This is a genomic window from Gordonia spumicola (assembly GCF_009932475.1).
Lineage (GTDB): Bacteria > Actinomycetota > Actinomycetes > Mycobacteriales > Mycobacteriaceae > Gordonia > Gordonia spumicola.
This window is the reverse complement of record NZ_BJOV01000002.1, coordinates 416,543-435,645: the sequence shown is the minus strand read 5'-3', so window position 1 is coordinate 435,645 and position 19,103 is coordinate 416,543. Positions and strand designations below refer to the sequence as shown.

The 19,103-nt window shown below is 64.6% G+C and carries 22 protein-coding genes; 7 read left to right on the top strand and 15 right to left on the bottom strand.

Annotated elements, in window-relative coordinates:
• Positions 1-52: 52 nt before the first annotated feature.
• Positions 53-1,495 carry a type IV secretory system conjugative DNA transfer family protein gene (locus tag GYB83_RS04170; RefSeq protein ID WP_161894291.1) on the bottom strand — a complete coding sequence of 481 codons (1,443 nt, stop codon included), beginning with the start codon at positions 1,493-1,495 and terminating at the stop codon, positions 53-55.
• Positions 1,496-1,497: 2 nt separating this feature from the next.
• Complete coding sequence (locus GYB83_RS04165) at positions 1,498-1,740, bottom strand: hypothetical protein (protein ID WP_161894290.1); 243 nt, start codon at positions 1,738-1,740, stop codon at positions 1,498-1,500.
• 133 nt (positions 1,741-1,873) lie between these two features.
• Between GYB83_RS04165 and GYB83_RS04160 the strand changes: the two genes are divergently transcribed.
• From GYB83_RS04160 to GYB83_RS04135, 6 genes are all read left to right on the top strand, one after another.
• Positions 1,874-2,077 carry a hypothetical protein gene (locus GYB83_RS04160; protein ID WP_161894289.1) on the top strand — a complete coding sequence of 68 codons (204 nt, stop codon included), beginning with the start codon at positions 1,874-1,876 and terminating at the stop codon, positions 2,075-2,077.
• 2 nt (positions 2,078-2,079) lie between these two features.
• On the top strand, positions 2,080-2,769 hold the full coding sequence (locus GYB83_RS04155; RefSeq protein ID WP_161894288.1) for a hypothetical protein: 690 nt from the start codon (positions 2,080-2,082) through the stop codon (positions 2,767-2,769).
• Positions 2,766-3,422 carry a hypothetical protein gene (locus tag GYB83_RS04150; protein WP_161894287.1) on the top strand — a complete coding sequence of 219 codons (657 nt, stop codon included), beginning with the start codon at positions 2,766-2,768 and terminating at the stop codon, positions 3,420-3,422. The genes GYB83_RS04155 and GYB83_RS04150 overlap by 4 nt, the downstream gene beginning before the upstream one ends.
• A gap of 2 nt (positions 3,423-3,424) precedes the next feature.
• Entirely contained in the window at positions 3,425-4,555 is a 1,131-nt protein-coding gene (locus tag GYB83_RS04145) for a hypothetical protein (RefSeq protein WP_161894286.1), read from the top strand.
• A gap of 59 nt (positions 4,556-4,614) precedes the next feature.
• The gene (locus tag GYB83_RS04140; protein WP_161894285.1) at positions 4,615-4,941 is read left to right on the top strand and encodes a hypothetical protein; all 327 of its coding nucleotides are present in this window, start codon (positions 4,615-4,617) and stop codon (positions 4,939-4,941) included.
• Between the two features lie 138 nt (positions 4,942-5,079).
• Positions 5,080-6,117 carry a hypothetical protein gene (locus GYB83_RS04135; protein ID WP_161894284.1) on the top strand — a complete coding sequence of 346 codons (1,038 nt, stop codon included), beginning with the start codon at positions 5,080-5,082 and terminating at the stop codon, positions 6,115-6,117.
• Between the two features lie 54 nt (positions 6,118-6,171).
• Here the strand turns inward: GYB83_RS04135 and GYB83_RS04130 are convergent, their stop codons facing one another.
• The 3 genes from GYB83_RS04130 to GYB83_RS04120 are packed head-to-tail and all read right to left on the bottom strand — an operon-like array spanning position 6,172 to position 8,968.
• Complete coding sequence (locus tag GYB83_RS04130; RefSeq protein ID WP_161894283.1) at positions 6,172-7,959, bottom strand: zinc-ribbon domain-containing protein; 1,788 nt, start codon at positions 7,957-7,959, stop codon at positions 6,172-6,174.
• On the bottom strand, positions 7,956-8,540 hold the full coding sequence (locus GYB83_RS04125; protein WP_161894282.1) for a recombinase family protein: 585 nt from the start codon (positions 8,538-8,540) through the stop codon (positions 7,956-7,958). Before GYB83_RS04125 ends, GYB83_RS04130 begins: the two co-directional genes overlap by 4 nt.
• On the bottom strand, positions 8,537-8,968 hold the full coding sequence (locus GYB83_RS04120) for a hypothetical protein (protein WP_161894281.1): 432 nt from the start codon (positions 8,966-8,968) through the stop codon (positions 8,537-8,539). The genes GYB83_RS04125 and GYB83_RS04120 overlap by 4 nt, the downstream gene beginning before the upstream one ends.
• A gap of 332 nt (positions 8,969-9,300) precedes the next feature.
• On the opposite strand from GYB83_RS04120, the gene GYB83_RS04115 reads away from it, so the two are divergent.
• Complete coding sequence (locus tag GYB83_RS04115) at positions 9,301-10,149, top strand: DUF3825 domain-containing protein (RefSeq protein ID WP_161894280.1); 849 nt, start codon at positions 9,301-9,303, stop codon at positions 10,147-10,149.
• Positions 10,150-10,340: 191 nt separating this feature from the next.
• On the opposite strand, the gene GYB83_RS04110 is transcribed toward GYB83_RS04115, so the two are convergent.
• The 10 genes from GYB83_RS04110 to GYB83_RS04065 all read right to left on the bottom strand — a co-directional run bounded on the left by GYB83_RS04110 (position 10,341) and on the right by GYB83_RS04065 (position 18,255).
• Positions 10,341-10,529, bottom strand: a complete 189-nt coding sequence (locus GYB83_RS04110; RefSeq protein WP_161894279.1) for a DUF4177 domain-containing protein — start codon at positions 10,527-10,529, stop codon at positions 10,341-10,343.
• 95 nt (positions 10,530-10,624) lie between these two features.
• Positions 10,625-10,978 (bottom strand): hypothetical protein, encoded by a 354-nt coding sequence (locus GYB83_RS04105; RefSeq protein ID WP_161894278.1) that lies wholly within the window; start codon positions 10,976-10,978, stop codon positions 10,625-10,627.
• 37 nt (positions 10,979-11,015) lie between these two features.
• A complete protein-coding gene (locus tag GYB83_RS04100) occupies positions 11,016-11,996 on the bottom strand; it encodes a hypothetical protein (RefSeq protein ID WP_161894277.1) in 981 nt (326 codons plus the stop codon).
• Positions 11,997-12,035: 39 nt separating this feature from the next.
• A complete protein-coding gene (locus tag GYB83_RS04095) occupies positions 12,036-12,326 on the bottom strand; it encodes a helix-turn-helix domain-containing protein (protein WP_161894276.1) in 291 nt (96 codons plus the stop codon).
• 468 nt (positions 12,327-12,794) lie between these two features.
• On the bottom strand, positions 12,795-13,358 hold the full coding sequence (locus GYB83_RS04090) for an antirestriction protein ArdA (protein WP_161894275.1): 564 nt from the start codon (positions 13,356-13,358) through the stop codon (positions 12,795-12,797).
• Positions 13,349-13,723 carry a hypothetical protein gene (locus GYB83_RS04085; RefSeq protein ID WP_161894274.1) on the bottom strand — a complete coding sequence of 125 codons (375 nt, stop codon included), beginning with the start codon at positions 13,721-13,723 and terminating at the stop codon, positions 13,349-13,351. The genes GYB83_RS04090 and GYB83_RS04085 overlap by 10 nt, the downstream gene beginning before the upstream one ends.
• Positions 13,724-13,792: 69 nt before the next feature.
• On the bottom strand, positions 13,793-14,059 hold the full coding sequence (locus GYB83_RS04080; RefSeq protein WP_161894273.1) for a hypothetical protein: 267 nt from the start codon (positions 14,057-14,059) through the stop codon (positions 13,793-13,795).
• Positions 14,060-15,161: 1,102 nt separating this feature from the next.
• Complete coding sequence (locus tag GYB83_RS04075; RefSeq protein ID WP_161894272.1) at positions 15,162-16,079, bottom strand: FRG domain-containing protein; 918 nt, start codon at positions 16,077-16,079, stop codon at positions 15,162-15,164.
• Between the two features lie 278 nt (positions 16,080-16,357).
• Positions 16,358-17,434: a DNA cytosine methyltransferase gene (locus tag GYB83_RS04070; RefSeq protein ID WP_161894271.1), complete on the bottom strand. Its 1,077-nt coding sequence runs from the start codon at positions 17,432-17,434 to the stop codon at positions 16,358-16,360.
• Between the two features lie 47 nt (positions 17,435-17,481).
• Positions 17,482-18,255, bottom strand: coding sequence for a type II restriction endonuclease (locus GYB83_RS04065; RefSeq protein WP_161894270.1), 774 nt, complete (start codon positions 18,253-18,255; stop codon positions 17,482-17,484).
• Between the last annotated feature and the right edge of the window lie 848 nt (positions 18,256-19,103).

Here is a 19,103-nt window from a genome sequence, read left to right as displayed (position 1 = left end):
ACAGAGAAACACCCCGTAGGGCGAACCTGCGGGGTGTTTCTTGTTGTTGGGGCTACTCGGTCATCCAGGTCTTGATCCGGGAGCCGAGGGTCGGTTCCGGCCTGCCATGCTGTTCGGCCGGCCGGGGCGGCGTCTGTGCCGGTGCCGCGGGTTTGCGATCGAGCAAGTCGGTGGCGGTGATGTCGGGCAGGCGCACCAAGCGGCCCATCTGGCCGAGGATGAGAAGGCGTCCGTATCCGGGCGGCGGCACCAGATCGGCCTTGGTCACCGTTGCGGCGCTGTCACGGGAGTGGGAGACGTTGCCCGAGGCATCGATGCTGGCCGTCACACGCTCGGACGACGGCGTCATCCAGATGGCCTGGTCCAGCAACTCGGGCTCCGGTGCGCCGGGCAGGATGAGCACGGCCGGGAACAGATCGCGCAGGATCTGCAAGCCTTCGCGTCCCCATCGGGGAGCGAATTGGCTGGTTGCCTGAACGGCGGCCACGATGCGCACACCTTCACCTCGGAGGGTTCCGACCCAGTTGGCCAATTTGGGCAGTGGGCAGGTGCTCGGGAGCTCGTCGATCACTGCGAGCAAGTGCGGCAGCTCGTGCCGCCGCCAGTGCTCGACGATGGCGGTGAGAGCGGCCGTGGCCGCAGGTGCCGCGTCGCCACTGTCCGGGCTGATGATGTACAGCGTCGCGCCCGGCTCCTCGAGCATGGACGGGTGGAAGGGCACGGTGTCACCGGCTGGGCGGGAGACCTCGTCGCGGGCCCATGTGGAAAGCGCGTTGTAGATGTTCAGGCGGATCGAGTCGCGCTGGCCAGGGTCCATGTCGAGAGCGTTCATCAGCATCTGGCCGTGACGCGAGCCGGTCACGGCGCACCGATTGGCGGCGGTGACCCACGACGGTGCGTGGTACTCGGGATCGCCGTCCTCGGACGGCTTCCCCATGACATCGCCGGCATCCAGCGCCCAGTCGATGCCGCCGCCCGGCACGGTCGCGCCGGTCTCGGGGTCCTTGTAGGAGGCAGCGGCACGCAGGATCGCAGCCAAAGGCCTGCGGGCCAGGGTCTTCCAGGTCTTGTCGTTGCCGCCGGAGCTGCCGTCACCGGTGCCGAGGTCGCCGACGTCCATCAGCAGACTGGCCACGTCGAGTGCGGTGTCGTCGGAGACGATGCCTAGCGTGGGATCGGACGAGACCCGGATCGTCGGTACGCCGATCTTCGAGTCGTCGGGGACTTTGCCGCTCAGGTCCATCAGATAGACCTTGCCGTGCTGCGCCCTGATCGCCGCGGTGAGTTCGGCAACGTCGCTTTTACAGCTCACGGCGACGACGCTGCGGCGATTCCACCGCAGAATCGCTGGGCAAATTGTGGTTCTTGATTTTCCTGAGCCCGTTCTTCCGCTGATCAGCGTGTGTGGCTGCCCGTGGTCGAACGGAGTTTTCCCTAACACTCCGGCATACGGAGAGTCGATCACGCGGCGTTTCACGGCTGTCGTCTTGGACATGCTCACTTCTCCCATCGGTGGCTGACGGCCTCGCGGGCACCGGCGGACAGTCGGTCGGCGGCTTCGGTCTTGGCGACCGCGACCGCGTCGGTGATTTCATCGGCAGTCATATTGTCGATCGCGTGCAGCAATAGGGCGCGGGAATAGAGTCCCGGCGTAATTTCTTGGGTATTGGAATCTTTTCTCAGCTGATTCAGTTCCTCGCTGGTCAGCGGCACAATCTGGCGTGCGTCGAGTTTTTGCATTTGGTATCCATCCTTACATAGTTGCAGGTCAAGCCTGGTTTCCTTGTTGACTACCATACCCCCCAGGGGTATTGTCGAGTCAATCGAAGCGATGCCCCGGTGGGGCACGGAATGGACCAGGAGACCGATATACATGGCACGAGACAAAGGGCGCGGGATCATTAGCGCTCGCACTGTAGGAATGGTGTTCGTGGCGATTGTTTTCATCGCGATCGGCGTAGTCATCGGAATTGAACTCGGTGGCACGAAAGCTGATGATCAGCGTCAGCAGATCGAGTCGTGCCTGCCGATCGCCAGTGCCGCGCAGCTCGCCTACTGCCTGGACGGTGACGAGTAGCAATGGCCGGACGTTGGGAGCGCGAGCGGTCGGCGTGGGTGCTGGCGCACTCGCGTGCGGGCACCAGCGCACGTCGCCGTGCCGAGCTTCTCGCTCGTGCCGACCGGCGTGGACAGCGCGATGCGCACGGTTTGACCGCTGCGGTCGCACAGGACGAGGTCACCGCGCCCCTGTGGCGCCGGGTCGCTCTTGGCGAGGGCCGGTCGCCCATCAAGGCGATCACCTACGCGGGAGCGGTCGTCGTCGGCGGGATCGTCGGCGGCGTGGGTACTGCGGCCGGCTACGGCGTCTACAGGGCCATGTGGCAGGTGTCGCCGAAGATCGGCCGGCTGTGGGCGTGGCTGTGGGCTGCGGCGGCGGGAATCGGTGCAGTGAGCCTGCTGGCGCTGGACGTGCCGCTGGGCGTCAGCGTCCAGCTCACCAGGCACTTCCCACTCGACTTCGTGCAGATCGGCCCGTGGTGGTCGTGGGCGGGGTGGCAGCTCGTAATCGCGTTGGCCACTGTGGCCGTGATGATCCGGGCATGGGGTTGGGCCGGGGTGCCGAAGAACGCGGCGATCAAGGACCCGAGGCGCAAGGACGGCTCGTTCCGAGAGACACCGGACCACGCGAAGGTCGCGCTCGATCCCGAGGACGACGTGACCACGTGGTCGCGCATCAAGAACTACATGACAGAGGAGAAGAAGAAATGACAACGAACCAGCCGAACATCCATGTGAATGTGCAGAGCGGCACCGGCGAGGTGCTGCGGATCGTCGCAACCGTCTTGCTGTTCGGCGGCGCTGGCGCGGTGGCTTGGTCAGTGGCGCAGGGTGCTCACGCCGAACTCGCGGCGAGCGGCATGACGATGATGATCGTGATGATGGCCAGGTTGATGTACGCCCGGGGCATGGTGCGCATTCCCGCTGGTAGCGGCGGGGATGACTTCACGGCGACCAAGTCCGCCATCTCGCAGATCACAGGCGAGTACAAGAAATGGCTGGCCGGAACCAGCATGCCCGCCCTGGCGCTCATTTCGATCGGATACGCGATCGCCTTCCTGCTCCTGCGAGCCGCTGTTTCTGCAGCTCTGGGCGTCTTCTCGAACTTGTACGTGGCGGGCGGCTTCGCAGCGATGGTGGGCGCGATCGTCGTTTTCCCGAGTCTGCTGCCGTCGATCCTGTCGTCGCTCAAGCGCAAGGGCGTCGTGACGACCGATCCGAACACGGTGCAGGCCGCACCCGCGCAACAGGTGCCCGCTCCTGCTCCTGCGCCGCAGGTCCCAGTGGCACCGGTGCAGCAGGACGCCCCTGTCGCGCCCGCACCCAAAAAGATCGTCCGCCGAGTCGTGAAGAAGGAGCAGTGACCATGTCTGAGTACGAATTTGTCGATGAAGGCGGCAATCCGATCGATCCCGCCCAGCTCGAAGACGGCGAGTACGAGGTCGTCGACGAGGTCGAGTCCGACGAGCCCGATGAGGTCGACTACCTCGCCGATCTGCTGCTTGAGGACGATGAAGTCCCCGACCTCGACCTCGACGGTGGCCAGCCGTCGCCTGCTCCGGCAGTCGTCGATGACGATCAGTCAGAAGAGGTTGTCGAGATCATCGAGATCGATGAGCCCGCTACCGCGGCTCCGTCATTGGTCAAGACCTCTGAGTCTGAGCCGGTGGCGACGGCGCCCGTTGAGCCGGAGGAGACCCCCGGGATCTCGCTGAACGGCAAGGGAAAGCTCGTCCTGGTCAGTGCAGCTGCGGCGGTGGCTGTCGTCGTCGGCGGGCTGGCATTCGGTTTGTCGGCCCTGGGCAACGAGAACACGGCGGCGGACGTCGCGGACTACGGGCGCGGCAAGGCCTCGCAGGCCAGCGAGGCCGTTGTCTCGAAGAGCAGCGAGGTCCGTGGGGAAGCTGCGGCGGTGGCCATCGACGCCTGCCGGGTCGGAAAACTCAGCGGTCCCGGCGGTCTCGGCGATGCGATGTCTGACGGCAGCGAGACGCCGAAGCTCAAGCTCGACGTCATCAGCGCCTCCCCGCTGCCCGGCGCGTTCATCAAGGCCCGGACCAATGCTGACGGCGTCGAGGGCACACCGAGCGTGCTCCAGCTGGCGAAGACCGGCTGGGGCGTCTATGTCACGGTCCCGCTGACCAAGGCGGAGAAGAAGAACGACGTCTCGCGCCCCGGCTTCTGGAAGGCCGACATCGCGGTCTCTGGCGACAAACTCGCCGTGACCGGCGATCGGGCGTGGGCGGGCGGGGACACCGGCGGCGCGGGTTCGTGCGAGCCCGCAGAACCCGGCGTCTATGCAGCGTCGGGCAACGTCCCGGCCGATGCGGCCGGGCTGGTCGATGGGACCGCGAGCGTAGATGCCATCCAGGGCGTCGCGGGTCGGCCCGATACTGCGGTGGCGATCATGGGCAACTCGATCACGCTGGTTCGCCTCGTCGAGGCACCAGCGGAGGGAGGTGATGCGGCGTCGAGTAGCAGCAAGCCGTCGAAGTAGTCCGCGGGGTCGTCCGGTTGCACACCAGTTCCGAAGTACATACGAAAGAAGGAAATCTCATGTCCAAGAACATCATCAAGACCACCATCGCCACCGCTCTGGCCGGAGCGGGCCTGCTCCTCGGAGCCGGCCTCGCGAGCGCCGAGACCGCGCCGTCGGTCGCCCCCGACGGGCAGTACTTGCTGATCCACGTCTCCGTGGCCTCGCCGCTGCCCACCGGTGTCGACGTGGCGACGGTTCGCGACGGCGCGGTCATCGTCGGTGGCCGGGCGTTGCCCGGAGTGACGGCCGAGCGGATCGATTGGGACGGCAACGGTCGGATCGACGCCGCCGACCCGATCCTCGCGATGAAGGGCGACTATTCCATCGGAGAGTTGCGCCGCTAGAGCCAGTAGAACCAAGACCCCCGTCACCGATCCGGTGACGGGGTCTTTGCTGTTGGGGAGGGGTCAGGCCTCGGTGTTCTTGTCCGCTGATGCCTGTTGGAATCCCGCCACAACCACGCGCAGCGTTATTGTCTGTCCGTGAGCTGGGAGCATTTCGTAGATGTTGCGGACATCGTCACTGCGGTCAGCGCTGTTGTCGCGGTGGTGCTGGCGACCTGGCTTGGCCGAGACGCGATCAAGGTGGCGCGATCGGGCAACGACACTGCAGAAAGAGACCTCCGCTACAACCAGATCGAGCATCTTCTGCAGGACATGTCGGCGTTGGCGATGGCCACCGACGATCTCGTTATCGGGCCCGTGGCCCCGCTGCAGTCCCGAGCACTGGAACGCCACGCCGAAGCGTTCGACACGCGGATGCAGGTCTTAGAGAGACTCCTGCCGCTTGATGATCACGACGCGGCACGCTTTTCCGCAGTGAATGAACGTGCTGCGATGCTTAAGCGCATCTCGATGGCCACAGATGAGCTGCACCGCGTCGGTCGTACGGTCCTCGCTGAGACCGTGTCGTCGGGCGAGACCCGGTTCACCAAGGACATGTTGCAGCGTCTAGTCGAGATCGATTGGACAATCACTATTGACGTCCGTGAGTCTTTGCATGCGGAACCGGTTCACGAGGATGTAGTGGATTTCCAACAGGTGCAGACGGCACGGGCATTCGCGCCGTCCTTCGAAGCCGCGAACGAATTGCGCCAGAAGCTCGACGCGCCTGACTCGGAGCTGACAAGGCCGGAGTCTGTGCGTCTGTTCACCCCGTGGGTGTCGGTAGTGCTCGGTATCGCTGAAGTTGATGAGGACCGTGGCCTCGTCGGTGAGCTGGAGAACATCGAGTTCTATGAGCCGGAGCGCGGACCAAGCGCGATCGACAAGGCTCGTGTCGAGAGGATCGACGATTGGATCGGGAAGTACCTTCGGCGCGTGAGCCCGTTCTCACGTTGGTCCCATGTGACGGCTGGCGATTCGGACGAGGTGGCCGTGGTGGAGGTCGTCGGCCGTTCTGAGACACCTGAGCAGCTCGCGAGGGGCTTTCAGCGATACCTCCGAGACGAGTTCGTTCGGGAAGTCGTCGAACTGGTCGATGTCATGCGGGTCAAGGACGATAAGGTCACTGGCGGCTAGAGGGCAGCCACCTTGGCCGCGCCTTCTGGGGTTCGTCCTCGCACTGGTGAGATGTCAGCGAATCAGATCGCGGGCCTTTTTCATGACACTGACGGGGTCAGGTGCGGAACTGTAGACGGCGATCTCGTGGTATCTGGGGTCGTCGATCGCCAACGTCGCGAGCGGGGCCTCACGAAGTCGGACGACGTCGATGCCCTCGGCGAGCAGGTCAAGGGACTTCTCGGTGTCCAACTCGACCTTGTCGGCGTGCCAGTACGACCCGTCGTACTCGACGGCCACCCTCCGGTCCCCGGAGAGCGTGATCAGGATGTCGACGGTCCACGATGCGCGTCGTACGAATGCGTCGCTGTGGACCCGGATGCCGGAGGCCGCGGAACCGAACAAGTCTCGGGCGGCGTTGAGGTGGTCCAGCTCGACGCGAGACTTGCCGGACGTCCGGCACTCCGGGCAGCCGGTGCCGTTGACCAGTGACGCGGGGGTTCCTGTCCAATGGTGAGCGGCGTCAGTGTCGCAGATCCAGTGAACGACGTGCTCAGTGTCGGTGGGACGGACCTGCCACGGCGTGATCGGATTCTCTGGTGCCCACCCGGCGGCGATCTCCGGGTAGTGCCAGGCGAGGCTGTCGAGAATGGTGTCGCAGTCAGGACACCGTCGACGCGTGTACTTGTCGCGCTCACGCGGGGTCTGCTGCCACTCGTGGCCGCACACCGGGTCTCGCCACCAGGCCAGGCGTCGTGAATCGGGGCTGGCCTGCGCGGCGGTCCAGGCGCCGTTGCGGTCTGGATGCCACTGGGAGGCGATCTCGGGGCTCAAGCGGGGCTCGTTGCCCGTGTTGTTCCGGTCGCGGGTCGCGTTGCCGCGGCACGCCGGGCAGCCTCGTTCCAGGAAGGAGGTCGGTGAGATCCGCGGGTGGTGCCCGTTCGGGCACTTGAAGCGATAGATCGCCCGTGGTTGGAAACCGCGGGAGTACGGGCCCCAGCCGTTCGTCGTGAACGTGCCGTCGAGGACCAGGGCGAACCGTGGGTGCATTTCGTCATCCCAGGCTTCGAGGAGTTCAGGAACGTCGGCGACGGTCTTGCCCTCGAACGAGGCGAGCCACTCGTGGTATTCGTGCTGGCGACGTTCGGCGCAGGGCGGACAAGTCGGCTGTTTGGTCATGTCGCGGATGACGGCGGTGAAGCGGTGACCGCACTCCGGACACTTCCAGGCAGCCGCTTTCGGTGACTTGAGCTTCGCAGTCTCCCAAAGGGACTCGGTATTGGCGTCGTGGTCCCACCACGACAGTGCCTCGTTGTCGGAGGTGCGCAGCAGGTTCGCTGTCGGCGACTTGGCTGGTGTGCTCTGGCGCTTGCGATTGCGTCGGCAGGTGCAGCCCCATCCCATGTCGCCGACGCGCTCAGCGCTGATCTTGCCGCAGTCGCGGCAGCGGGTCCGATGGGGGTCGTCGGGCAGGGATGGGTCGGTGAGCGGGCCCAGGTAGTCGAAATGGTTGGCCTCGGCGATGGCGCGTACCTCGTCCAGGTCGACAGGGGTCAACCCTTCGCCGGACATCGAGCGTGCCCACTTGGCCCACTCTCGCCAGTGACAGGCCTGGCAGATCGGCTCGTCGGACTTCATCGGGAGCTTGTCGAGGACGTACTGCAGGCGCAGGTGCTGCTCGCAGCCACAGGAAAGACAGCGCATCAGCGTCCACGAGTCCCGCTTGGCTACCGGTTCGAGCGGTTCGAGGTCTGCTGTGCGCAGGATCTCGGAGATGTGGGGCTGGCACCAGGCAGGGCGTTTATAGGCGCGGAACGCCGCGGGAGCAGCGCACCCGTCGATGGCGCATGGGGTGGCGGTCATTGCTGATCCTTAACTGTCGACTCCTCAGCGAGGTACTTGTAGACCGTCTGCCGACTGACGCCGAATTCCTTGGCCAGCGACGTGATGCCCTCCCCGGCACCTCCGGCATGGCGTCGGGCTATCTCGGCGACCTGCTCGGGCGTCAGCGCGACCTTGCGCCCCGCATACTTGCCCGCGGCCTTGGCCTTGGCAATGCCCTCGGCTTGTCGTTCGCGGATGGCGGCCAGCTCGAACTCGGCGACGGCACCGAGCATCTGGAGTAGCAGCTTCGTCATCGGGTTGTCGTCACCGGTGAACACCAGGCCCTGCGTAGTGACCTCGACGCGCACGCCCTTGCTGTTCAACTCGGCGATGATGGCTTGCAGGTCGGTGACGTTGCGTGCCAGGCGGTCGAGGCTGTGTACGAGCACAGTGTCGCCCTTGCGGACGTACTTGATGAGGGCGTCGAGCTTGGGCCGGTCACGGTTGCGGCCGCTGGCCTTGTCTACGAAGACCTCGTCCAGTTCGACACCGTCGAGCTGCCTGCTCTCGTTCTGCTCGGCCGTGCTGACCCGGACGTAGCCGACGCGCTCGCCGGTCATGCCGCTTCCAACCACGCCGCGATCAGCCGCTCGACCTCTGCGGTGAGCGCCTTGGGCGCGGGACCGCGCTCCTCCTCGAATGCCTGGTAGCCCTCCATGAAGCGAAAGAAGCTGTCGAATTCGTCGACCACGGGCTCGGTCAGCAGTTCCCGCGCATGCGCTTTCGCGGCAACGGTGGCCTCGCGGCGAAGTTTGCGCAGCTCTGCCGGCGAGGGGGTGTTGTCCCAGTAGTCGCGCTGGTCGGGGTCGACCCAGGTCAGCTCAGCGAGCCCGTACCCGGCCGATGCGAAACAGCCGTAAGCCGCCTCGTTGCGGGCCCATGCGATGGACTCATCGAGGGACCGATCATCGACGGGAGCCCAAGTCGCTCGGGCTTGGGCCTCGGCTTCGTCAACCACTTCAGCAATGAGTTCGTTCAGCGTTGCCATCAGGTCTCCCGTCATCGCCCGCGTCTGTCGCGGCACTCGATATCTGTCAATGTAAGTCTATAACATGTGTTGACAGATGTCAATAACGATCGAAACCCCACCCTAAATTGACGCAATATGCGGCACTTGGGAAGTGTCCATTTGGGAGTACCCCAGATGATCGAACGGGTGTTTGAAACCCGTACTGATGAACGCTTCCGATTTCCCCGGATCAGGCTCGCGTCGTCGGCTAGTGTCGGTTGATGAGCACAGTTCCAACCCCAGGGGATGTGGCCCAGCTTCACAGTGCAGGCAGTGGTATTGGACCGGTGACCGCAGGGCACGATGATCGCTTGAGGTCGTTCGCCTTCTTTTCATATCGTGGTACGGAGGAGGCCGAGGGGCCCGAACTCGGACGGCTGGCGTGGGCGGATGCCTTGGAGTCGCTGGCGTCAATGGCTGAGCACGAGGACTGGGCTGGTCCAGACGATACGGGGCGGCCTCTACCGATTCTGGACAGCTTCTTGCGGTATACACATAAACGGCTGGTCATGGAGGACAAGATCGTTGTCACCCCCGATGGGGAGTGGGCGGCGTGGAACACAGGTCTACTTACGCCGCACGCGGAGGAGGTCTTCGGGCTTTTTCAGCGGAACCGCCACGAGAACGCGCAGCACTGGTTCTTTTTGCGGTGGGCCAGCGAATCAGACCGCGATCTCCTCAGGCATTTCCCTGATCCGCCGCAGATGGCTGAGTACGTGACCTCGGCATCTGAGCTGATCTACGACTGGAGGCGGGAGTTGAAACTCGCCTACGACCACATCATCAATGACAACCTAGATCGCTTCCCTGCGGATCTTGCGGCACAGCCCCTGCGGGCAAAGCAAGCACTCGATTCGGCGGTGAACCTGACGCTGCGACGGGTGCGTCGCAACCACAAACTGGTCATCCCGCAGTGGTATCCGAAGTTCGGGGAAGTCGGGGCGCAATTCCTGATGCCGCTGGATCTCACAGGCGATGGAAGCGCAGACCTGGCACTAGTGGTGTCCGCCGTCGGTGAGCGGGCCTACAGAGGTCACACCGTTCTCACACTGGAGATGGCCTACACCAATGCACGGCTCGTAGCGCGTCCAGACAGTGATTGGTTGACGCCGAACGCAGCTCCGGTGACCGGTGATTCGGATGTGGCTGCGAGGATTTAGCGCTCCGTCGGAACGGACGAAAGGCATTTGGGGGCACCTCACCGAACGATCGTTTCGTACAGCTCTTACGGACGCTGGACGGCCCTGGTGGAGGACTGACCATGCCACTGTCCGGTCAACGACCGGCTTACGGACGGTGCAGAAAAGGAGATCCCCGGCACCGAAGTGCCGGGGATCTCGAGGGGTTGGGGCTAGTCGGCTCGACGTTTGAAGATTGCCAGCATCTCGGTCGCCATCGTGGTGTTGTACGGATAGTCGAGCATCTGAATGCCGCGCTTGTCGGTATCACGGCCACTGTGAACGAAGTCGGTGGGGTTGTTGCTGACCAACTCCCAGCCCTGTTGCCCGTACTCGGCCAATGCCCTGTAGAACGGGGTCACTTGACTGCCGACTTGTCGACACCACTGCAATCCTTGACCTCGATCTACGAGCACGACGCGTACCGATTGGTACTCCCATCGTTCGGTCATCGTGATCAGCGCTTGATGAGCTTGACGCCACTGATGGTGACCGGGCCCATCACGACCTTGCCGACGTAGTTCTCGCCCTTCTTGACGAAGATGTACCGGTTTACCCCGAAGTCGGCGTAGGCGCCGTTGCGGGTCTGATGCAGGTGCAAGGTGGCGCCGGAGACGAACAGCTTGTTGCCCCGGACGACGGCCCGCCCGGAGGACTTCATGCCGAAGGTGTCGGTGGTCATCGTGTACCGGCCGGACTCGACCTTGGCCTCTGCGGGCGCGGCTGTCAGGGCCCCGACACCGAGGGTGCCGGCGAGTCCGGCGGCGGCCAGGGCTGCGCCTGCGACGGCTCGCTTGAGAGTGATGGACATGATGGGTGTTCTCCTTCTATCTGGTGGGTGTGACCGGTCAGCAGTCGCCGTCGGTGAGTTTCCTGTAGACAGTGCCGATGTAGAGGTCCTTGCCTCCGCGCAGCAGGACCCAGACGACGTCGCGGTCGAACGCGTCGGGTCGCACGGTGAGTGCGTACTGCTGCTGCGGCTCCTTGCCCGCGGCCTCGGACGGGAGGGTCACGCCGTCTGCCTGCACTCGTGCGTAGCCGGTGAAAGGCTCCTCCGACAGGTCGAACGTGGGAGGCAGGGTCTCGTCCTTGGCGAACTTGCGCGTCTGGACCAACGTGCCGTCTGTCCGGTAGAACGCCATAGTGGTGACGTCGTCGTCGAAAATGGCGACGCTGATCGTCTTGTCCTGGTACTGCCGGATGTAGGTGGTCGATTCGTAGATGAGTCCGTCGCCGGGGCCAGCCGCCAGTCGGTCACCGATCTCGGCAGGCAGCGGGACCTGCTTGTGGATCTTGATCAGGTTGGTGGGGCGTGAGCCGCGCCAGCGAGTCAGGACCGCGCCGGTGGACGGCTGTAGCTCGCACTCTCCGTTCGACGACTGTGCCGAGCTGCGCTGCTGTGAGCTTGACTTCTGTGCGCCGTCAGTCGCGGTCGACGACCCTCCGTCGGAGCCGCTGCACGCGACGGCGGTCACCGCGACGACGAGGATCAGGGCCAGGACACCGACTACGGCAGCGAGGATACGAGCCTTCGTCTCGGCGAACACGCCGGCGAGGCCGGTGCGGGGCCCGGTAGGTACCGGGCGCCCGGCAATGGTGGCGAGGGATGCCTCATCGAGGGTGGGGGCGGCTGGATCTCCGAGTTGCGCGTCGTAGCGGGCGCGGCGCTGCGGGTCGGACAGGATGGCTCGGGCTGTGTCGATGCGACTGCGCGTTAGCGAGTCCTGCGGATCGGTGGAGTTGAGTTGTGCGGTCAGTTGGGCGGCGAGAGTCTCGGACGGTTGTCGCCGGTCGAGGCCGTAGATCTGATATAGGTCGATGTGTGGCATGGTGTCCCCTCTGTGTGAGGAGACATGCAGGTAGGAGCACTACTCGAGCGTCTGAGCTGCGGCCTCGTCCGCTTCGGCGGCGGCGTAAAGCTGGCTCGGCGTCGTGCCGAGTGCGCGGGCGAGATCCCAGAGCCGATCGGAGCTGATGCTCGCGTCGCCCCGCTCGAGCCGGACGATCGCCGATCGGGATAGTCCCGATGCCTGTGCGAGCTGACTCTGGTTCAGTCCAGCCTGCTCGCGGGCCGCGATGAGCGCCTTGGCCAGCGCCGCTCTACGCACGACGCGCTCCCGCCGCTGCTGCGGCGTGAGGCGATCGTCGGGTGCGGGCACCCTCACATCGTCCCACGAGCGCGGTCGTGCTTCCCTGCATGTCTTCCTCGATGGTGTGGTGGTGATCAGTGGTGTGTCTCTAGCGACACAATCAGATCATGGATCATCCAATACTGCGACGACTGGTCGGTCAAGCGACCGACGCCGAGGCGGATTGGGAAAAGTGGTTACCTCCTGCGAAAGTCCGAGCGGCCCGTGACGTGCACGAATGGGCCCGATGAGTGGTGTCGGACTGTTTCTAACAGGGATATGTGACAGCGAGAAGTGCTGTGAGAGAAGGCGATTCGAGGCGGTCCGGAGATGCGGCACCTTACTTGATATAACCTGCCGCATATCCTATCACACGATGTCAATAGGTATGATGCACATCACTGTAAGGTCGACTGGCTGAATGATGAGACCCCGGCGCGGTCAGCGCCGGGGTCTTCAAGGTGCAGCGGGCTCAGGCGACGTAGTCGGTGTCGATCATCACGAGTCCTCGAATGCGTAGACCCCGCCGTCACCGGTTGGCTCGACGGTGTAGCCGTGCGCCAAGTCGCGGCCGTACTTGTCGAGGTCGACGTAGGAACGCAGGTCCTCGGGCAACGCGTCGAAGAGCGACAGGTCGTCGACAAGGTTCTCGACGTAGTCCCGCCATGATTCCCACTCGCCGCGGTAGCGGTCGATGAACGCCCGCACGTCGACGTCCTCGGGGTCGGTGATGTGCTCGGACCGGGCCAGGGTGCAGAAGGCCGGCCAGAGGGTCGGCGTCACCTCGTCGTGCACCTCGGCCCACTTCGCCGCGGTCACGGTGTCGATCTCGGCGCGGATCGGCCATTCGCCATCGAGATCAAGTGCGAGAATCTCCTCGCAGCCGGCCCGGCCCCAGGCGACACCGGAACCGGTGTGGACGGCGGCGAGATCGACATCGGCCGCGTCGGTGGCGTCGAACCAGTGGCCGACCAGTCGGCCCGAGTTGTAGCAGTGAAGGCAGCCGAACCACGCCCGTGGGGCGTCAGGCATCGTGACGGGGACGGACGGTGTCAGAACCATGGGAGTGCCTCCAAGATCGGTGTCGGGTTGATGGTTTCGCCAGTCGTCAGCCGGTGTTGCTCGCAGGCGTACTCGATCTGACCCGGCTCGACCAGGTAGCTCCAGCACCTCGGGCCGCTGGCACCGTCGGTGAGCAGGATGCGGGCGTCGGCGGGGACCTCGAGGCCGATGACGGCCAGCGCGTCCCGGGCTGCGCCTGCGGCCTGGCCGGGCGTGTAGAGGAAGTCGTGGTCAGACTCGGTGAGCGCGTTTGCGCCGTTGTACTGCTCGGCGGCTTGCTCACGGGACAGGCCGCGGGCGCCGGGGGCAAGCTGGCCACTGGTGATGAGTCGTTCGATCCACGGGTCGCAGATGGTGGCGGTCATGGTGGATGTCCTCCCTTGAAATGTGGGTGTTCAAGGTGGATCTCGTCGGCGGCTGTGCCGCCCGGGTGCTTACCCCATCGCGGAGATGGATAGGCCGAGGATTCTGTCGAATTCGGCTGGGGCACTGATGATCTGGACGGAATAGATCGCGTCCATATGGGCATAGTCAGGCCCCTCGCCCGTGTAGGGGAACAGCGTGTCCATTGCCCACTCGGTCAGGTCGGCGTCGTCGGCGGGGACGGGCACGTCGACGTGGAGGATGTGGTGGAAGGTCGGGCCGTGAGCGTAGTCATTGTCGACGCGGATGGTCAGGGCGACGGTGGCGGTGGGCAGCATGGGGTCCTCCTCGGTGATGATGTTCGAGGTGGGCCTGTCGGCGGCTGTGCCGCTGGTGATCGCGGGCGCCTGCCATCGGCCGGCACCCTGGCGGGCTAGTTGACACAGAGTTGACACATTCCCTGTCGCCCCTGCTCAAACCTGCAGAAACCTTGTCTGACCATTACTCTTTAGAAAACTCATGACCTGGTAAAACCCTGTATGCACTCGCCTTGAAAGCGAGCGTGGGTAAAACCACCGGGGGTTCAAATCCCTCCGCTTCCGCAGCAGGTCAGGGGTGGTTTCTAGGAACGCGGGAATGTTCCCGGGAACCGCCCGACGACGCAGATTGACCGATTCGTCTTGGAATGACCCATGGGCGTGTCGCGGCCATCGGCTGACTCTCCCCCCCTCAATCGGAGTTGACTGCCGCGCCTGCACATCGCGTCCTTAGATCTGACCGTGCGCGCGGCGTGCGAAGCGTCGCGCTCGCTCGCAGCAATGTCGACCTCGTCTCGTCGCGTGGGCGCGGATGCGGATGGAGGAGGTCGTCGCGCCGGCGACCGAAGCCTGCCGTTGGCCGCGACGACAAGGAGCCCGCGACCTCACCCCGAGGTGACGGCTCCGTGCACGTCAGCTCCCAGCGTTAGCTTCCGCTTCCTGGTCAGCGTAGAGATTGCCCCGGAGCAGCGCGAGCGATGCGGCGCAAGGCTCGTCCGCGCTGTGCCGAACCTACGAGTGCAGACCTGCGGGCACGTGACACACATCGAGCGCATCAGCTACCTCGAGCGGTGACTTACCTGCGGCGGATTCGTTCCCGCACCTGGTTCGCTCGCGCGCCGGCCTCCTCCAACTGCCACGCAAGGTGCATCGCAGCGGCTTCGTCGTCGGCCACCTCGACCGCGTCTAACGTCGCGTGGACCTGCACCGCGACCACTTCGGTGTCGAGCCGGTCGGCCAGGAAGTGGGAGCGCTCACTCGGGTTTGATCACAGCGATGCCTCCTCGGCTTCAACGCGGGCGCCCGCAGCCGGGGATGGCTGCGGGCCAGCGTTGGGAGTCTGAGAGGAGGGGAATGTCCGTAGGGTAGCTGGGCGGGGTGACGGGTGCGAGAGGGTTACGAATCAGGCCTCCGCTGAATCAGGGCGCTGAACGCTGGTCGTGGCCGGTGCGGTCCGTGAGTGCGCTTGAGCAAATCGATCCAGGTGCGGCTGATTCCATGCTGTTGGGTACACAAAGTCGCGTGTGAGGCCGGACCGATTCTCGAGCCATGTCTCAAGGTCGGGCTTGAATTTACCTACAGTTCGGAACACAGCAATATCCGTCGACGCGGGCGGCACCGGCCCCTTCTTACCGCGCGCACCCAGGCGGGCCCAGATCCAAGAATCTTGCACCTTACCTCTATCAATACTGAGGGGGATTGTGACCCGGTCATCCGTGTCATCCACCCGCCCGAGCAGGAAGTGACCTCGCTGAATCCGAAGCCGGTCACTCACGTCGGGCGCGGAGTACATCGCGATCCCCCCAGCCGACGGCAGCGACTCATACACATCGCGGAAGCTGCGACTATCAAAGTCTGAGATCGCGTGGGACGGCTTCTTGATCGCGAACACTGCGCCGTCTTGGTCTGAGTGAACACCATCCCGATCGACGGTCGACATATACAGGCCCACAAGTGGATCGAGCGAGACATCGAGCAGCGGTGTCGCTGCAAAATGATGCTGCAGGCGAGCGAGGAGTGCCATGTCGGGCAACCGAACGCCCTCATGTATGTCCAGACAGGCGTGACGCGCGACTTGGAGGAGGCGCTCGGTCTCCGCTACGACCGCGTCGTCAGTCAGAGTTCCGGCACGCGCGATCCGGGTGTGCATCCCCGGAGTCAGGTCGTAGGTTGCATTGGCCTGTCCGCGCCATAGCCACGGAACGTCATCGCCGTAGTTGGAGTGGAGATCCCAGATCGCACGTAGGTTCTCACGTCGTCTGTATTGGTCCGGCCCTTCGTACTGATGCCACCACGACCATTTCGGGTTGTTGCTTGCCACGCACCGATCAGATCACAGAATGGGCCGAGATACGGAGAGCAGTGGAATCTACGCTGGGTCGGAGACCTGCTCCTGCAGCGCTTCATGCCACAGCTTCACGTGGTGCCGTCCTCTTGATCTGAGCTGGACCCTACAGGCTCCCATACCGTCGCACCCTCCGCCTGGATTGCCTCAGCCTCCGGGGTGAGGGCGTCGCCATCGCGGAGCGTGGCCCAGTAGGCGCGGCTCGCGACGAAGGCGGCCTCGGCGTCGGCGGGGTGGGTCGGGGTCGGGTGGGGTCAGCGTGCGCCCCCGAGAGCGATGCGGACGTTCTCAAGCACCTTCTGCCCGAGCAGCGGTGGGACCGAGTTGCCCAACTGCGCCTGAACGCTCCCTCGGGTGCCGACCAGCTCGAACTCGTCGGGGAACGTGAACAGGCGCTTGACCTCGGCGGTACGCAGGCGGCGGTTCTCCCAGTGGAACGGCCCGATGTTCGGTCCTGGCTGCGCCTGGATCGTCGGCGACGGCCTATTCGGGTCGAGCTTGAGCAGGAACGACCAGTACCGGCTCCGCCACTCGAACTGCGGGTCCGGATGCTCGCGCCGCTCGGTGTAGTGGAGGTAGTTGTCACCCGGCGGGATCCCAGGGAGGAGGTGGCCGTACTTGCCTCCGATCTTCTCCTCGCGCTCAGGATCGGTGATGAGACCTTCGAGCGCCTCGCCCGCTGTGACATGCGGACGGCCCTCGATGAGACCTGTCGCTCGGCGTTCCCACTTGCCGCCGTGGGTGGCGTCGGGGTGCACGGGCGTCGGCTTGCCCTTCGGTGCTCCGATGATGAACAGCCGAGGCCGAGCCTGCGGGACTCCGTAGTCGGCTGCGTTGAGGACTTTCATGTTGAAGTTGTAGCCAGCCTCGTCGATCTCCTTGAGGAGACGCGTCAGCGCGGGCCGCGAAGCCTTGTTGTTGTACGTCAGCGCGTACACGTTCTCGAGGACGAAGGCGCGGGGTTGTGCATCCTTGAGGACCCGGGTGTACGCCTGCAGAAGCGACGCGTCAGGGTCGAGGCCCTGACGTTTCCACTCAAGCCAGAAGCCGCTCTTGGAGAACGGGGTGCACGGCGGGCCCCCGATGAGGAGATCCGGTCGCTGGCCGGAGCGGAGCCCGGCTGCCTTCAGGATCTCGCTCGTGGGTGTGTCCAGAATGTCCTTCTGGATCACCGGTGACGCGAGGGTGTCGAAGTTCTTCTCCATGGTCAGTGAGGCGTCACGGTCGCGCTCGACCGCCGCTCGCACCTTGAACCCAGCAGCCTCAGCACCGAGGTCGAGACCACCCGCGCCGGAGAACAGAGAGATTGCGACACCGTCCGTACTTGCCATGGTGTAAGCATGGCACGAGCCACTGACGATTGAACGGACTGCGCAGGTCAGTCCGCCTTCGCGCCCTTCTCGAGCAGCTTGACGGTGATCGGCGCGATGTTGAACTTGAACGCCCGCCAGTACTTGTAGAACTCTTCCTCGGTCTCGAACGCACCGTTCCCGCTTCGGAGGGCGTCGATGTTCTTCACCGCGCCGATGTACTCGCGTGTCGTCGACGATCGTTGCCGGCTCGCGATCTTCCATGGCTGCTGAACGATCAGCTCGAGATCGCGGACGCGCTCTCGGCTGTCGAGGTCGAGTGTGTAGATCAGGAGGATGTCGAGGTGGGACTTGTACTCCTCGAACGGACGCAAGGTGCCTGGGTATTTGAGGTTGGAGTGCCTGAAGTAGGTGTTCCCGGTGTAGAGCGTGATGGCGCTCTGCGTGGAGTTGAGCGCGTGGCCCTTGGTGCTCATCGCGCGTCGAGCGGCCTTGATGTCCACGGCATGGAACCCGCCGCCGAAGACCTCACCGAAGATCTCCAGGTCGGGGTAGCCGCGTTCCGTTCCCTGATTTTCGCCCGCACGGTCGCCGAGGTTCTTGATCCGGTGCTGCAGGAACTCGACGATACTGACCTCGAGGACGTTCGCTAGCGCGGCCGACTCCTTGGGGAGTGGAAGCAGGTGGCCGCCGGCGTCGAGCTGCGCACGAAGGTCCTCGGCGCTGTCCGCGACGAGCGGGTAGGAGTGGGTTCCGTCAACCTGATAGACGCCGCCGACTTCGAATCGGTACTCAGCGCACTGCTCGCGCAGCCAGGTCTCAAGGTCCAGCACATTCGCCACATGAGCACCGTACCGACTGCGGTGCCGATCAGTGACGGACCCGCCGCCTACGCTGGTCGGCATGACCCTTCAGTTCACCCTCGTCGGCTCCGGCCGGACCTTACATCGCCGTTCGGTTCTCCGATCCGTGGGACGGCTGGGCGATCCCCATCGTCACCGCTGAGGTCCTCGCTGAGGTCGCGGAAGCCGCTGGAGCGACGTTCGCCTGGGACGGCGCCGTTGCGATCGTCAACGATGAGCGGTAGCCCGTCGATACCGAGGGCCTGTACCTCCTCGAGGCGGGGTTCGAGCTGCAGCGGGTGATTTCGGCCGGCGTGCCGCCGTTCACGTTCCGCGGCGACTGGGCGCCCGACGTCGAGTACCGCTGCGGGGATTTCTACGTGCCTGGAACGGCTGGGATACGCCGATCGTGGACCGGGAGACGCTTGAGGCCGTGCTGGCCCACGGCTGAGGAGACGGTGACCTGGAGCGGCAACGTCGCGGTGTTGCACCGGGCGGACGAGGACGAGGAGATCCGCCTCGAGCCCGACGAGGCTGGCCGGTCCCACACCCACGGCCTCGGATGGACGTTTGTCAGCGAGCCATGGCTCTCGTATCGGTCCGGCAGGTGGCAGCAGCTTCACGATGTGGGTACCGATCGGCGCGAGGTACTATCCCACGGGGCGTTGCGAAGGGTCGAGACGTGCTCGCGGAACTCCGCCTCAAGCGGTGAATGCACAGGGCGGCCAGTGACGTGGTGACGTCGGCGTGAATCGAGTCCACCGTTGCGGGTTCGTCGTCCAATTGATCGGCGAACACGCGCACAGCCTCGAACGTGGTCGGCAACCGATGCGCGATGTGGTCGTTGC